General features: G+C 67.0%; 11 protein-coding genes. 5 read left to right on the top strand and 6 right to left on the bottom strand.

The annotated features are described in order from the left end of the window. Positions 1-22 precede the first annotated feature (22 nt). The 6 genes from selB to fdnG form a co-directional block, all read right to left on the bottom strand. The gene (selB, locus tag G370_RS0118890) at positions 23-1,954 is read right to left on the bottom strand and encodes a selenocysteine-specific translation elongation factor (RefSeq protein WP_026347261.1); all 1,932 of its coding nucleotides are present in this window, start codon (positions 1,952-1,954) and stop codon (positions 23-25) included. Next, on the bottom strand, positions 1,951-3,375 hold the full coding sequence (gene selA / locus G370_RS0118885) for an L-seryl-tRNA(Sec) selenium transferase (RefSeq protein WP_019661987.1): 1,425 nt from the start codon (positions 3,373-3,375) through the stop codon (positions 1,951-1,953). Before selA ends, selB begins: the two co-directional genes overlap by 4 nt. Positions 3,376-3,379: 4 nt before the next feature. After that, on the bottom strand, positions 3,380-4,363 hold the full coding sequence (gene fdhE, locus G370_RS0118880) for a formate dehydrogenase accessory protein FdhE (protein WP_019661986.1): 984 nt from the start codon (positions 4,361-4,363) through the stop codon (positions 3,380-3,382). A 390-nt stretch (positions 4,364-4,753) separates the two neighbouring features. Next, a complete protein-coding gene (locus tag G370_RS0118870) occupies positions 4,754-5,401 on the bottom strand; it encodes a formate dehydrogenase subunit gamma (RefSeq protein WP_019661984.1) in 648 nt (215 codons plus the stop codon). Beyond that, positions 5,398-6,315 (bottom strand): formate dehydrogenase subunit beta, encoded by a 918-nt coding sequence (gene fdxH / locus G370_RS0118865; protein ID WP_019661983.1) that lies wholly within the window; start codon positions 6,313-6,315, stop codon positions 5,398-5,400. The genes G370_RS0118870 and fdxH overlap by 4 nt, the downstream gene beginning before the upstream one ends. 10 nt (positions 6,316-6,325) lie before the next feature. After that, positions 6,326-9,394, bottom strand: a complete 3,069-nt coding sequence (gene fdnG, locus G370_RS0118860) for a formate dehydrogenase-N subunit alpha (protein ID WP_154081367.1) — start codon at positions 9,392-9,394, stop codon at positions 6,326-6,328. A 290-nt stretch (positions 9,395-9,684) separates the two neighbouring features. Between fdnG and gmk the strand changes: the two genes are divergently transcribed. The 5 genes from gmk (at position 9,685) to recG (ending at position 15,730) form a co-directional block, all read left to right on the top strand. Further along, positions 9,685-10,350 carry a guanylate kinase gene (gmk, locus tag G370_RS0118850; RefSeq protein ID WP_019661981.1) on the top strand — a complete coding sequence of 222 codons (666 nt, stop codon included), beginning with the start codon at positions 9,685-9,687 and terminating at the stop codon, positions 10,348-10,350. Positions 10,351-10,460: 110 nt separating this feature from the next. Continuing rightward, positions 10,461-10,760, top strand: a complete 300-nt coding sequence (gene rpoZ, locus G370_RS0118845; RefSeq protein ID WP_005410877.1) for a DNA-directed RNA polymerase subunit omega — start codon at positions 10,461-10,463, stop codon at positions 10,758-10,760. Between the two features lie 105 nt (positions 10,761-10,865). Continuing rightward, a complete protein-coding gene (locus G370_RS0118840; RefSeq protein WP_019661980.1) occupies positions 10,866-13,028 on the top strand; it encodes a RelA/SpoT family protein in 2,163 nt (720 codons plus the stop codon). Positions 13,029-13,224: 196 nt separating this feature from the next. Continuing rightward, positions 13,225-13,611 carry a RidA family protein gene (locus tag G370_RS0118835; protein WP_005410875.1) on the top strand — a complete coding sequence of 129 codons (387 nt, stop codon included), beginning with the start codon at positions 13,225-13,227 and terminating at the stop codon, positions 13,609-13,611. A gap of 7 nt (positions 13,612-13,618) precedes the next feature. Next, positions 13,619-15,730, top strand: coding sequence for an ATP-dependent DNA helicase RecG (gene recG, locus G370_RS0118830; RefSeq protein WP_019661979.1), 2,112 nt, complete (start codon positions 13,619-13,621; stop codon positions 15,728-15,730). Positions 15,731-15,864 lie beyond the last annotated feature (134 nt).

Below are 15,864 nucleotides of genomic sequence, written 5' to 3'. Positions count from 1 at the left end.
AAGTACGGCGGTAGCGGTGGGCTCAGTCGCGGGCTGCGTTCCACTGCAGGTCGCCACGCGGCCGATGCTGGTCACCGACGCGTCGAGTGTAGCCAACGCGATTGAAGAACTCCAAGATCTGGATGCTGCGCTTGCGGCCCAGGCCGATGGCATCGCGGAAAGCGGCCGCATCCACCGCGCCGCTGGCCTGCGACAGCTGCGCGACGATCGCGGCCAGCTCGGCAATGCGGGCCGGTGCATAGAACAGGTCCGGTACCACCTGGAACAATTCGCCACGTGTGGCGGCGCGGCGCAGAATGGCGCGGACTTCGTCTTCGGCCAGGCCGATGTCGGCGGCCAGGGTGCGCACCCACGGCGGATCGAAGCCACCGGCGTGCAGTCGCGGCAGCACGCGTTCCAGCAGCAGACGCTCGCGTTCCGGTGGCGCATGGTCATGGCCGGGCAGGCGCCACCAGGCGCCCACGCGCTGCACGCTGCCGTCGTCCAGCAGGTCCTGGAGAAGCGCGTTCCAGAGGCTCGCTGCAAGCGAGGGCAGGGTGCTGCGCTGCAGGCGTCCGCTGTCGACACCGGGTTCGTCGGGGCGTCGCTCATGCCAACTGCGCAGTGAGGTGACTACCTGCTCGCGCAGCAGCTGCCAGTGCGAGGCGAGGATGACCACCGTGTCTTCGCGGGTGATGACGCGCTGTGCGCCTGCGGGAAGAACGATCCGGTCGGCGGCGCGCCGGCAGTAGCGCTGCAGCGCGGCCATGGCAACACCGAAGGGCGCCTGCTGCAACAGTGGGCCGATTCCCGCACCCGCGGCCAGTTGCTCCAGTGCTCCCAGCCATGCGAGCCGTGCAGGACTGCGCCGGTGCCGCTGTGGTGGGTCCGGATCGAGCACGAGGCCGCCGCCCAGCGTGTGGGTGGCCGCTGAATCGCGGGCAATGAAGCGGTCGCCACACATCGCACAGACCGGAGCATCGAACACCAGCTGCACCAACTGCCCATCACCGTGGTCATGGTCCTCCAGCAGCACCACATGGGCCTGCCGGTGAATCGTGCCCCAGTGGATATGCAGCGGTGCCCAGTCGCGCAACGGTGCGGCCAACGCGGACAGCCGCAACCGCACATCAACGCGGGTGGTGGCCAGCAGTGCGCGTGCGTCGGCGATCCAGTCACCGCGGCGGATGTCATCACGGGCGATGGCCGCCAGGTTCAGCGCGCAGCGCTGCCCGGCCATCGCGTGGTCACTGGCCTGGTTCTGCGCGTGGATGCTGCGTATGCGCACTTCAGTGGCGGCCGGCATCAGCTGCAGATGCTCACCCACCGCGGCGATGCCGCCGTGCACTGCGCCGGTCACCAGCGTGCCGTGGCCGGCCAGCGAGAACACGCGGTCCACCGGCATGCGGAACAGCTCGCTGCGCAGTTCGGCCTGGCGCGTGCTGGCGTCGTCCGCCGCCCACGCGTGCAGCTGGGTACGCAGCGCGTTGATGCCAGCATCGTCGGGTGCGGTGCTGTTGCAGGTGAACACAGGGGAATCCTGCAGCGGAGTGCCGGCCAGCAGGGCAGCGACCTCGATCTCGACCCGGGCCAGGCGCGCCGTATCCACACGGTCGATCTTGGTGAGCGCCACCGCACCGCGGTTCACGCCCAGCAGTTGCAGGATGGCCAGATGCTCGCGGGTCTGTGGCATCACGCCGTCGTCGGCAGCGATGACCAGCAGGGCGACGTCGATACCCGTGGCGCCGGCCACCATCGTATGCACGAAGCGTTCATGGCCCGGCACATCGACGAAGCCCAGCGTCGCGGCCGGACCTTCGACGTCCCCGCTTTCCACCGGGACATAGGCGTAGCCCAGTTCGATCGATATGCCGCGCGTACGCTCTTCCCGCAGGCGATCGGTTTCGATGCCGGTCAGAGCCCGCACCAGGCTGGTCTTGCCATGGTCGATATGCCCGGCGGTGCCGACGATCATGCCTGCAGCATGCTCCATTGGGCCAGGAAGGCCGCTTCGTCGGCGGGTTCCAGGCAGCGCAGGTCCAGCCACAGCGCGTCATCGGCAATGCGGCCCAGCACGGGTCGCGGCAGCTGACGCAGGCGCTTGGCCAGGCGATCCAGTCCGCCACGGCGCGCGCTGGTAATGCGCAGTCCGGCGCTGGCCAGCTGCGCCTGTGGCTGGGCGCCGCTGCCGATCTGGCTGTGCATTGAGGCCTCTTCAAGGGTGTAGTCGTCTGCCAGCATGGACTTCATCGGCTCCAGCAGGCGCTGGGCCTGCGCATCGATGTCGTCCTGCGTGCGCGACAGCGTGCGCAGGGTCGGCAGGCGCTGTGCCAGCAGCTCCGGTTCGCGGTACAGGGCCACCACCGCTTCCAGCGCAGCCAGGCCCATCTTGTCCATGCGCAGCGCGCGCTTGAGCGGGTTGCGGTTGATCCGCGCGATCAGGTCGGCGCGGCCGGCGATGATGCCGGCCTGCGGGCCACCCAATAGCTTGTCGCCGCTGAAAGAAACCAGATCGGCGCCGGCCGCCAGTGTTTCCTGCACGGTGGGCTCGTGCGGCAGGCCGAACATGCGCAGATCGCACAGGCTGCCACTGCCCAGGTCCACCACCAGCGGCAGGCCATGTTCGTGCGCGATCGCGGCCGTCGCCGCGGTGTCGACCTTGGCAGTGAATCCGGTGATCGCGTAGTTGCTGGCATGCACCTCCATCAGCAGCGCTGTGCGCGCGCCGATGGCGTTGGTGAAGTCGGCCGGATGGGTACGGTTGGTGGTACCCACTTCCAGCAGCCGCGCGCCCGCGCTGCGCATCACATCGGGGATGCGGAAGGCACCGCCGATCTCCACCAGTTCGCCGCGCGACACCACCACCTCGCGGCGGTTGGCCAGGCTGTTGAGCAGCAGCAGGACCGCCGCCGCATTGTTGTTGACCACGGTGGCGGCTTCGGCGCCGGTCAGTTCGCAGATCAATGCCTGCACCCGCGCATCGCGGTCACCGCGACGGCCACGGATGACGTCGAACTCCAGATCCACCGGCGCGGTCATCGCGCGGGTGACGGCCTGCACCGCAGCCTCGGGCAGCAATGCGCGACCCAGGTTGGTATGCAGTACGGTGCCGGTCAGGTTGAACATCGGTTGCAGGTCCAGCCGTGCATCGGCTGCCAGTGCGGCCTCGACTGCCGTCGCCAGCGCCGGGCCGTCGACCGCTTCCTGCAGCTGCGCGGTCGACAACTGGCTGGCGCTTACACGCTCACGCAGCACCTGCAGGTGCGAACGCAGCAGCTGGGTGATGCGGCTTCGACCGTGGCCTTCGATCAGTGGCGCCAGTGCAGGCAGGCGCAGCACCCGGTCCAGCGAGGGCAGGGCGGCGGCCGATGCCGGGGCGGGGGGCATGGCTGTCATCGCCTCAATCGCCGTCGGATTGCCACAGCAGAGGATTCTGGCTGGCACGCGCATAGCCTTCCTCGGCCAGCAGCAGATCCAGCGCCAGCGTGCCGAGGTCATCGGCCACCGGCTCCAGTGACGGGTCCTTTTCCAGATACAGGATCTTGCGATAGCTGTGGCAGTGGTCGCAGGTCTCGGCGCGTACCGCGCTCTCGCGCACCGCCTCGCCGCTGTCGCCATCCACGTCGGCCAGGGCGCGATAGGCGATGTCCTTGCCGGCGGCACCACACTGGCTGCATTGCACGCGCACGTAGTGCCACTGGCAGGCGCACAGCGAGCACGACAGGTAACGATAAGATGCATAGGGTGGGCGTGCCTGCACCACGCTGGTCACCGGCAACGTGCCGCACAGCGGGCACAGCCCTGGCGCATCAGCCAGCGGCTTCAGGTCGGTAGGGCGGAAGCTGGCTGCGAGCACCGCCCAGTAAACCTGCAGTGCGGTCATCACCAGCAGTGCAGCGACCGCATCCACCGATGGCGCGTCATCACGCTCCAGCACCGCGTGCGCCTGCGCATCCAGCCAGGCGTCGTCGGCCGCGGCGACGCGTTGCAGCTCCTGTCGGGTTTCCAGCGGCAGCCCCATTTCGTCGGCACAGTGCTGGCACAGCGTGCGCAGCCAGTCGCGCCAGCATCCATCCAGCTGAAGCGTGTTGGCCGGCCGCAACGGCATGCCGGCACCGGCCGCCGCACTCGACTGCTGCGCACGTGCCTGCCATTGCAGTGCCTCGCGCTGCTGCGGTGTCAGCCCGTCCAGCAGCGCCTGCTGTGCATCGGCCAACGCCGCCAGCAGCTGCAGGTAACCGCCGATGGCACTGTGCGCGGCCAGGCTGCGCAGGCGTGTCGCGCGCTCGGCGAACAGGGAAGCGACATCGGGCAGGATGATGCGCGGAACATCGCGCGAGGCCAGTGTCTCGATCTCACCGGGTTCAAGGATGCGTTGCGCCATGCAGGGCCAGCCAGAAGAACCAGGCTCCATCCTCGCCGTTGTCAGCGCTGGCGTCCAGCGTGTTGCCGGCCATTTGAAAGGTTGGGGTCAGATCCGTTTTCCACAGGAAAACGGATCTGACCCCATCGGTTGGTTGAAAGTGGATCCCGAGCGTTGGTCGGGATTCGATCAGTGCCGACCAACGGTCGGCACCCACCGACAGATCGCGGCCAACTGTCGAGGGCGGGGTGGGGCCGGTTGCGGGGGCGTGAGCCGCATGGATGCGGCGACCGAGCTTACATGGACGTAGTTGCAGCGTCCCCCGCAACCGGATCCACCCCGCCATCCCACGGATAGCCGCTGTTGCTGTTGCCTTGGCTTGAAGCGGGTGCAGGGCCGCTGGCCCTGCCGCTACCCCTCTTCCCGGCGCCCGCGCAGGATGTCCCGGAACCACTGCCGGTGATGCTTGTACGCCCACCCGTAGGTCACCTTGCCCTGGGTCATCGCCCGCACCGACCCCTTGATCCAGATTGCCGCATAGATGTGCACCACGATGGCGCAGATCAGCACCCAGCCGAACAGCGCATGGGCCAGCACCGAGAAGCGGATCATCCCGATCGGGAAGAAGTGGCTGAAATACTGCCGCCAGATCACGAAGCCGGTCAGCAGCAGCGCCGACAGGCAGCCGATGATGGCCCAGAACAGCAGCTTCTGGCCCGCATTGAAACGGCCCACCGGCGGCAGCTTCTCATCTTCGTTGCGCAGCACATCGCGCATGCCGCGCATCCATGCGCGATCGTCGGCGGTCGGCAGATTGTCGCGCCACATGCGGAACGCCAGCAGCGCAAAGCCCACCACCATGGCCAGCCCGATGAACGGATGCAGGATGCGCGTCCAGGGGCCGCCACCGAACAGCTGGGTCAACGGGAACAGGGCAGGGTGGAACAGCGCCAGCCCGGACAGCGCGGTCAGCACGAAGCAGATCGCCACGATCCAGTGGTTGATGCGGGTCGGTGCGCGGTAGCGGATGATCTGGCGCGGGTGCGGGGCGTACTTCATGGCCGCTGCTCCTCTTCGATCTTCTTCGCCTCGTGCTCGGCTTCCTCTTCTTCCTCGTCATTGACCGTGTTGCGGCCGATGCCGATGTAATGCAGGAAGCCGGCGAAGGCGGTGGCGGCGATCGCCAGCAGGCCCAGCGGCTTGGCCACGCCCTTCCAGACCTCCACCATCGGGCTGATGCGTGGGTCCTTGGGCAGATCGGCGTACAGCTCGGGCTTGTCCACATGCTGCAGCACGTACATCACGTGGGTGCCACCCACGCCCTGCGGGTCGTACAGGCCGGCGTTCTCGTAGCCGCGCGATTTCAGGTCTTCCACACGGCCGGCCGCGTGCTCGGTCATCGCCTGCTTGCTGCCGAAGGTGATCGCGCCGGTCGGGCAGGTCTTCACGCAGGCCGGTTCCTGGCCCACCGCCACCCGGTCCGAACACAGCGTGCACTTGTAGGCCTTGTGGTCCTTCTTGGAGATGCGCGGCACGTCGAACGGACAACCGGTCACGCAGTAGCCGCAGCCGATGCAGTTTTCTTCCTGGAAGTCGACGATGCCATTGGCGTACTGGATGATCGCGCCGGGCGACGGACAGGCCTTCAGGCAGCCCGGATCGCTGCAGTGCATGCAGCCTTCCTTGCGGATCAGCCACTCCAGCTTGCCCTTCTCGTCCTCGTACTCGCGGAATTTCATCACCGTCCACGACTGTTCGCTCAGGTCGGGCGGGTTGTCGTAGCTGCCAACGCAGCTGCCCACTTCGTCGCGCAGATCGTTCCACTCCATGCAGGCGACCTGGCAGGCCTTGCAGCCGATGCACTTGCTCACATCGATCAGCTTGGCGACCTGGCCGGTGTGCGCACCACGCGCCTCCGGCGAGGGCGTGGTGGTGGCCGAGCGGCGGATGATGTCCAGCGATTGCAGTGACATGGCGTGTCTCCTACACCTTCTCGACCTTGACCAGGATGCACTTCGATTCGGGCGTCTGCGAGTTGCCGTCACCGATGGCGTTGGTCAGCGTATTGGCGATGTATCCGGGCTTGGCCGCACCGAGGAAGCCCCAGTGGATCGGCACGCCCACCTGGTGCACGGTCCGGCCATCGATCTGCAGGGCCTTGATGCGCTTGGTCACCATGGCGACCGCTTCGATGTGGCCGCGCTTGGAACTGACCCGCACGCGGCTGCCGTTGTTGATGCCCAGCTCGTCGGCCAACGCCGCGCCGATCTCGACGAACTGCTCGGGCTGGATGATGGCGTTCAACTTGCCGTGCTTGGTCCAGAAGTGGAAATGCTCGGTCAGGCGGTAGGTGGTGGCCACATGCGGGAACTCGTCCGGCGAACCGATCTGTGCGCGATCGCTGGCGAATACGCGGGCGGCCGGGTTGTTCAGCGTCAGTGCCTGGCCGGGGCTGAGCGGGTTGCTGCGCAGCGGTGTATCGAACGGTTCGTAGTGCTCCGGGAACGGGCCTTCGGCCATGCCGGCCTTGGCGAAGAAGCGCGCGATGCCCTCCGGGTTCATGATGAACGGGCCCATTCCGCCGGCGGGATCTTCGTCGGCCTTGAAGTCGGGCACGTCCACGCTGCCCCAGTTTTTCCCGTTCCAGGCCAGCAGCGTGCGCCGTGGATCAAATGGCTTTCCGGCGACGTCGCACGAGGCGCGGTTGTACATCACGCGACGATTGGCCGGCCACGCCCAGGCCCAGCCCAGCGTGTTGCCGATGCCGGTGGGGTCGCTGTTGTCACGCCGCGCCATCATGTTGCCGGTCGGGCCCCAGGCACCGATGTAGATCCAGCAGCCGCAGGCGGTGCTGCCGTCGTCGCGCAGGTCGCCGAATGCGGCCAGCTGCTCGCCGGCCTTGCGCACCAACCTGGTTGGGTCCTTCGGATCGAACACGTCGGCCAGCGCCTTGCCGTTGTATTCCATCGCCAGTTCTTCGGGCGTGGGTACCTCAGGGTTGGCGTAGTTCCAGGCCAGGTCGCGCACCGGCTCCCACCACGCGCCGCCGTCCTTCTCGTACATCGCTTTGATGCGATGGAACAGCTCGGACATGATCTCGATGTCGCTGCGCGCTTCGCCTGGCGGATTGGCCCCCTTCCAGTGCCACTGCAGCCAGCGCGAGGAATTCACCACCGCGCCGTTCTCCTCGGCAAAGGAGGTGGTCGGCAGGCGGAACACCTCGGTCTGGATCGTGCTCGGGTCGACGTCGTTCAGTGCGCCGTGGTTCTGCCAGAAGGCGATGGTCTCGGTTTCCAGCGGGTCCATGCTGACCATGAACTTCAGCTTGGAGAACGCGCTGATCAGCTTGCCCTTGTTAGGCGCCGAAGCCAGGGGGTTGAAGCCCTGGCAGATGTAGCCATGGATCTTGCCCTCGTTCATCAGCTCGTACGCCTGCAGCATGTCGTACGGCTTGTCCAGCTTGGGCAGGTAATCAAAGCACCAGTTGTTGTCGGCGGTGGCGGCGTCGCCCCACCACGATTTCATCAGGCTGACGTGGAACTTCGGGTAGTTCTGCCAGAACGACATCTGGTTGGCGCGCAGCGGCTTCTGCGTGCGCTTGGCGATGTAGGCGTCGTAGTCCTGCTCGTCCTGCTTCGGCAGCGTCAGGTAGCCAGGCAGCAGATCGGACATCAGGCCGATGTCGGTCAGGCCCTGGATGTTGGAATGCCCGCGCAGCGCGTTCATGCCACCACCGGCCACGCCGATGTTGCCCAGCAGCAACTGCACCATGGTGCCGGCGCGCACGTTCTGCGCACCCACCGAGTGCTGCGTCCAGCCCAGCGCGTACAGGATGGTCATCGCCTTGTCCTTGCCGGCGGTGGACGCGATCATCTCCCAGACCTGCCGGATGCTGTCGGCCGGCGTGCCGCAGATGCGTTCGACCATCTCCACGGTATAGCGCGCGTAGTGCTGCTTGAGCAGGGTGTAGACGCAGCGCGGGTCCTTCAGCGTCGGGTCGCTGCGCACGAAGCCATCGTCACCGTAGGCGTAGTCCCAGCTGGAACGGTCGTAGCTGCGCTTTTCTTCGTTGTAGCCCGAATACAGGCCGTCCTTGAAGGCGAACTCGTCCTTCACCAGGAACGACATGTCGGTGTAGTTCAGCACGTACTCGTGCTGGATGCGGTCCTCGGTCAACAGGTAGTTGATCAGGCCGCCCAGGAACACGATGTCGGTACCGGTGCGGATCGGCGCGTACACGTCGGCCACCGCGGCCGAGCGGTTGAAGCGCGGATCGACCACGATCAGCCGGGCCTTGTTGTGTGCCTTGGCCTCGGTCACCCATTTGAACCCGCACGGGTGCGCCTCGGCGGCATTGCCACCCATGATCAGGATCAGGTCGGCATTCTTGATGTCGACCCAGTGATTCGTCATCGCACCACGGCCTAGCGTCGGGGCAAGACCTGCCACCGTCGGGCCGTGTCAGACACGTGCCTGGTTGTCGAATGCCAGCATGCCGAGGGAGCGGACGACCTTGTGGGTCAGCACCGCGGTTTCATTGCTGGTGGCCGAGGCCGCCAGCATGCCGGTGGTCAGCCAGCGGTTGACCGTCTGCCCGGCCTCGTTCTTCTGCACGAAGTTGGCGTCGCGGTCTTCCTTCATCAGCCGCGCGATGCGATCCAGCGCATCGTCCCAGCTCAGCCGCTTCCACTCGTTCGAGCCCGGTGCCCGGTACTCGGGGTAGAGCAGGCGCGACTTGCTGTGGATGATGTCGGCCAGGCCGGCACCCTTCGGGCACAGCGTGCCGCGGTTGACCGGATGGTCCGGGTCGCCCTCGATATGGAAGATGCTCGGCTCGGCGTTCTTGGCGCCATCGCCGAGGCTGTACATCAGGATGCCGCAGGCCACCGAACAGTAGGTACAGGTGTTGCGGGTCTCGGTCGCGCGGGTCAGCTTGTATTGCCTGACCTCCGCGAGCGCGATGCCGGGCGCGAAGCCCATCAATGCCAGGCTGGAGCCGACCAGGGTTGTCCCGGTCACTTTCAGGAACTGGCGGCGGCTCATCGATGGCATGCCGTTCTCCTGGGATGGCGGGGAGGCGCAGGCCTCCGGGCTGTCGTTGGGTACGGCCCGGTTATAGCACAGGCACCCGCATACCCATGTGGCGCAAGGCCGGGCGCCTGCCGGACGGGCGCGCAACAGGGCCGCTCTGGTAAAGTTGCGTGCCCGCACCCCGGGGAAGCGTCTGCCGGGCCTGGTTCCAGGATGTTCCGCGCAGCCCCCGCCGTCCTGGCGCGATCCGCCGCGCCGGACCTGGAACATCGAGGAAAAATTTTGCGAAATCAACCCGTTGGATCCCGCGCATGAGCGCCCCGTCGAAGCCGTCGGACACCGTTGCGCGCGGCACGCTGTACATCGTGGCCGCCCCCTCCGGTGCGGGCAAGAGCAGCATCGTCAATGCCACCCTGGCGCGTGACCCGCAAATCGCCCTGTCGATTTCCTTCACCTCGCGCGCAATGCGCCCCGGTGAGGTGAATGGCCAGCACTACCACTTCGTCAGTGCCGAGAAGTTCGAGCAGATGATCGCCGCCGGCGACTTCTTCGAACACGCCTGGGTGCACGGCGACTGGAAGGGCACGGCCCGGCAGTCGGTGGAGCCGCAGCTGGCCGCCGGCCAGGACGTGCTGCTGGAGATCGACTGGCAGGGCGCGCAGCAGGTGCGCCAGCTGGTGCCGGGCACGGTCACCGTGTTCATCCTGCCGCCGTCCAAGCAGGCCCTGCAGGACCGCATGCGCAAGCGCGGCCAGGACAGCGAAGCCGTCATCGCCCAGCGCCTGGGCGCGGCCCGGGACGAGATGCTGCACTTCAACGAGTTCGACTACGTCATCGTCAACGAGGTGTTCGACACTGCCGTGGACGAGCTGTGCGCCATCTTCACCGCCAGCCGCCTGCGACGGGAGGCCCAGAAGGTCCGCCACGCCAGCCTGATCCAGGCGTTGCTGACCCCCGATCCGGGTGCAACTGACTGATTCCAAAAGAATCGGGTGGGGGTTGGCTTGATTTTGTCCAGCTCCTGCCAGTACACTCCGTCCCCTTTCCCTCATTCGACTGAGCGGCCGACCGGTCGCCGGGAGCCCGTATGGCCCGCATCACCGTAGAAGATTGCCTGGAAGTCGTTAACAACCGTTTCGAACTGGTCATGATGGCATCCAAGCGTGCCCGCCAGCTCGCCAACGGCGTGCAGGCCACGCTGGACAACAGCGAGACCGAAGACAAGCCGACCGTGCTGGCGCTGCGCGAAATCGCCGCCCGCAAGATCGACAACGCGCTGATCGACGAAGTCGAGAAGGCCGAGCGCGAGCGCGCCGAGCGCGAAGCGCTGGAGTGGGCTGCCGCCGAAGTGGTCGCCGACGAAGACATGTCCAAGAACGACGATTGATCGCATCGATCAACGTCGTTGCTGGATCGCCGAACAGCCCGCCCCGTGCGGGCTGTTTCGCATTCAGGATTTGCCGTAAACGTCGCGCTGGAATAGGCTTCGGGCATGAACCCAGGCCCCACTGCCAAGGTCGCCGCAGCCCCCGCTGCCGCCGTACCCGACTACGTCCTCCAGCTTGAACGCGCCGCCCATTACCTGCCGCCGGAACAGCTGCCGCTGCTGCGCCGCGCCTGGGAAGTCGGAGCCGCCGCGCACGCCGGGCAGACGCGCAAGTCGGGCGAGCCCTATATCACCCATCCGGTGGCCGTGGCCCAGGTGCTGGCCGAGCTTGGCCTGGACGTGGAAGCGTTGATCGCGGCGATCCTGCACGACACCATCGAAGACACGCCGCTGACCCGTGAGGCGCTGGCCGCCGAGTTCGGCGAAGCCGTGGCCGAGCTGGTCGACGGCGTGACCAAGCTGGACAAGCTGAAGTTCCGCGACCGCCAGGAAGCGGCCGCCGAAAGCTTCCGCAAGATGCTGCTGGCGATGTCGCGCGACCTGCGCGTGATCATGATCAAGCTGGCCGACCGCCTGCACAACATGCGCACGCTGGGCGCACAGAGCCGCGAAGCGCGTGGCCGCATCGCCCGCGAGACGCTGGAGATCTACGCGCCCATCGCCCAGCGCCTGGGCATGAGTCTGGTCAAGAGCGAGCTGCAGAATCTTGGCTTCAAGGCGCTGTACCCGTGGCGCCACGCGATCCTGGAAAAGCACATCCGCAGCCAGCCGGTGGTACGCCGTGAAGCGCTGGCACAGGTGGAAGTGCAGCTGTCGCAGCGGCTGGCGAAGGAAGGTATCGAGCACCGCCTGGTCAGCCGCATCAAGACCCCGTGGAGCATCTACAACAAGATGCGCGACGAGAACAAAACCTTCGACCAGGTGATGGACGTGTTCGGCTTCCGCCTGGTGGTGCGCAGCGTGCCCAGCTGCTACCACGCGCTGGGTTCGGTGCACGCCACCTTCAAGCCGCTGGATGGCCGCTTCCGCGACTTCATCGCCATCCCCAAGGCCAACGGTTACCAGTCGCTGCACACGGTGTTGTTCGGGCCGTATGGCTCGCCGATCGAAGTGCAGATCCGCACCGAGGAAATGGACCTGATCGCCGAACGCGGCGTGGCCGCGCACTGGACCTACAAGTTCGGCGGCGATTCACCCAACAGTGCGCAGAGCCGTGCGCACGCCTGGATCGTCGAACTGATCGATTCGCAGCGTGCTGCCGGTTCCTCGCTGGAGTTCCTCGACAACGTCAAGGTCGACCTGTTCCCGGACGAGGTCTACCTGTTCACCCCGAAGGGCAAGATCCTGGCGCTGCCGCGCAACTCCACCGCGCTCGATTTCGCCTACGCCGTGCATACCGACGTCGGCAACATGGCCGTGGCCTCGCGCGTGGACAAGAAACTGGTGCCGCTGCGTACCAAGCTGGTGTCGGGCCAGTCGGTGGAGATCATCACCGCACGCTCGGCCACGCCGAAACCGCAGTGGCTGGAATTCGTGGTCACCAGCAAGGCGCGCACCGCCATCCGCCACCAGCTCAAGCAGCTGGAACACGAAGATGCCGTGCAGCTCGGCCACCGCATGCTCGACCGTGCGCTGGAAGCGATGGATTCGTCGCTGGAACGGCTGCCGAAGGGGCGCCTGGATGCGTTCCTGGCCGAACACCGCTTCCCGCGCCTGGAAGCCCTGCTGGCCGAGGTCGCACTGGGCAACTGGATGCCGACCCAGGCCGCGCAGGCGCTGATGGCCTACGCCGAACTGCGTGGCGGCCCGCATTCGCGCCACCACTCGCAGGAAAAGATCCTGATCAACGGCAGCGAGCGCGGCGTGGTCACCTTCGCCGGCTGCTGCCAGCCGATCCCCGGCGACGAGATCATGGGCTACCACACCGCCGGCAAGGGCATCGTGGTTCACCGCATGGACTGCCCGAACCTGGCCGAGCTGCGCAAGTCGCCCGAGCGCTGGGTGCCGATCGGCTGGGACACCACCGTTTCCGGCGACTACGACACTTCGCTGGTGGTGGAAGTAGAGAACGGCACCGGTGTGCTGGCGCAGCTGGCTGCTGCCATCGCCCAGAGCCACTCCAACATCGAACGGGTGGACTACCTGGACCGCGACTTCAACGCCGCCGTGCTGGCGTTCAACATCCAGGTGCGCGACCGCAACCACCTGGCCGAAGTGATGCGCCGCCTGCGCCGTCTGTCGGTCGTGCAGTCGGTACGCCGCCAGTAGAGCCACGCCATGGGTGGATGCTTTCTGTAGAGCCGAGCCCATGCTCGGCTGCTCCAGCCCGAGGCAGCCGAGCATGGGCTCGGCTCTACAGACGGCGCGTCACATGACCGGATTGCCGTAGATCCACGCCATGCGTGGATGCACCCCCACCCGGTACAATCACCGCTCTGTTTTCCCCCAAGCACCGGAGCGACCCATGTCCCGCCAGATCATCAACACCGAAAAGGCCCCCGCCGCCATCGGCCCGTACTCGCAGGCCGTGCGCGCCGGCAACACCGTGTACTTCTCCGGCCAGATCCCGCTCGACCCGGCCACCGGCGACATCGTCGGCGCCGGTGACGTCGAAGCACAGGCCCGCCGCGCCTTCGACAACCTCAAGGCCGTGGCCGAAGCCGCCGGCGGCTCGCTGGACAAGGTCGTGCGCCTGGGCCTGTACCTGACCGACCTGGGCGAGTTCGCCAAGGTCAACGCGGTCATGCAGGACTACTTCCAGGCCCCGTACCCGGCCCGTTCCACCATCGAAGTCTCCGGCCTGCCGAAGGGCGCCAACTTCGAGGTCGACGCGGTGATGGTCATCGACTGACCGCCACGTGGCACGCAAGGCGGCGGTCACCCCGGTCCTGTCACCGTCCGGCGAAGCATCCCTGGCGATGCTCGCGGGCGTCGGTCCGGCCGTGGCCGCCAAACTGCAGGCGCGTGGCCTGGCCACCCTGCAGGATCTCTGGCTTCATCTGCCGCTGCGCTATGAAGACCGGACCCGGCTGACCCGCATCGAAGACCTGCGCAACGGCGTGCCGGCGCAGGTGGAAGGGCGGGTGGTCGCGGTCGAGCGCGGCATGCGCTACCGGCCGATGCTGAAAGTAGCGGTGGAAGACGAAGGGCAGGGCACCCTGGTGCTGCGCTTCTTCCATTTCCGCCAGCAGCAGGTCGGCCAGTTCGCGGTCGGCAACCGGCTGCGCTGCTTCGGCACGCCCAAGCCGGGCCACCTCGGCCTGGAAATCGTCCATCCCAGCTACCAGGTGCTGGGCCGCAACGACGATCCCGAACTCGGCGACTGCCTCGACCCGGTGTATCCCACCGTCGAAGGCGTCGGCCCGATGACCATGCGCAAGCTGATCGGCCAGGCGCTGGACCGCCTGCCGGAGGAAAGCACGCTGGAACTGCTGCCCAGCGGCTGGCTCGATGGCCTCGGGCTGCCGTCACTGCGCAGCGCGCTGCTGACCGTGCACCGGCCGCCGCCCGATGCCGACCTGGCCGCGCTGGCGGCCGGCACTCATCCAGCGCAGCGTCGCCTGGCAATGGAAGAGCTGCTGGCCCACCACCTCAGCCTGCGTCGCCAGCGTATCGCGCTGCAGGCGCACCATGCACCGCCGCTGGCCGGCCCCGGCAAGCTGGCCAAGGCGCTGCTGAAGCAATTGCCGTTCGCGCTGACCGGCGCGCAGGCGCGGGTGTTCAAGCAGATCCGCGAGGACCTCGCGCGCCCCAGCCCGATGCTGCGGCTGGTGCAGGGCGATGTGGGTTCCGGCAAGACCGTGGTCGCCGCGCTGGCGGCGATGCTGGCGGTGGAGCAGGGCAAGCAGGTCGCGCTGGCAGCACCGACTGAGCTGCTGGCCGAACAGCATCTCAACAACCTGCGCGGCTGGCTGGAACCGCTCGGTGTGCGCATCGCCTGGCTGGCCGGCAAAGTCACCGGCAAGGCGCGCGCCAAGGTGATGGAGCAGGTCGCCAGCGGCGAAGCGCAGGTGGTGGTTGGTACCCACGCGCTGATGCAGGAGGCGGTGGTGTTCCAGGATCTGGCGCTCGCCATCGTCGACGAGCAGCACCGCTTCGGCGTGCATCAGCGACTGGCGCTGCGTGACAAGGGCGCAGGCGGCAACAGCGTGCCGCACCAGCTGGTGATGACCGCAACACCGATTCCGCGCACGCTGGCGATGTCCGAATACGCCGACCTGGATGTGTCGGCCATCGACGAACTGCCGCCGGGGCGTACACCGGTGCAGACGGTCGCACTCAACAATGACCGGCGCCCGGAACTGATCGAGCGCATCGCGCTGGCCTGCCAGGAAGGGCGGCAGGTGTACTGGGTGTGCACGCTCATCGAGGAAAGCGAAGAGCTGGACGCCACGCCCGCGCAGGCCACCTACGAATCGCTGCAGGCGCTGCTGCCCGGCGTACGCGTGGGGCTGGTGCATGGCCGCCTGAAAGCTGCGGAAAAGCTGGCCACGATGGTGGCGTTCAAGGCCGGGCAGATCGACCTGCTGGTGGCGACCACCGTCATCGAAGTGGGCGTGGACGTACCGAACGCCTCGTTGATGGTGATCGAGAACGCCGAACGCCTCGGCCTGGCCCAGCTGCACCAGCTGCGCGGCCGTGTTGGCCGCGGTTCGGCGGTGTCGCGCTGCGTGCTGCTGTACCAGGCCCCGCTCTCGCAGATGGCACGCGAACGCCTGCAGACCATGCGCGAAACCAACGATGGTTTCGTCATTGCCGAAAAGGATCTGGAACTGCGCGGCCCCGGCGAACTGCTAGGCACGCGCCAGACCGGCCTGGCCGGTTTCCGCATCGCCGACCTGGCCCGCGATGCCGGCCTGCTGCCCGGCGTGCACGATCTGGCCGAGCGCCTGCTGGCCCAGCAACCCACGCTGGCCGACCGCGTGGTGCAGCGCTGGATCGGCACCGCCGTGCGTTACGCCTCGGCGTAAGGCACGGGCTCTGACCCCATTCCCGGCATGCCCATCCACGCATGGCGTGGATCTACTGTAGAGCCGAGCCCATGCTCGGCTGCCGTTCGCGCTGCGCGCGTGAGTCGAGCATGGCTCGACTCTACAGAGAGCCT

The organism is Stenotrophomonas hibiscicola ATCC 19867, from assembly GCF_000382065.1.
GTDB lineage: Bacteria > Pseudomonadota > Gammaproteobacteria > Xanthomonadales > Xanthomonadaceae > Stenotrophomonas > Stenotrophomonas hibiscicola.
The sequence above is the reverse complement of the archived record's forward strand: the minus strand, read 5'-3'. Positions and strand labels throughout refer to the sequence as shown.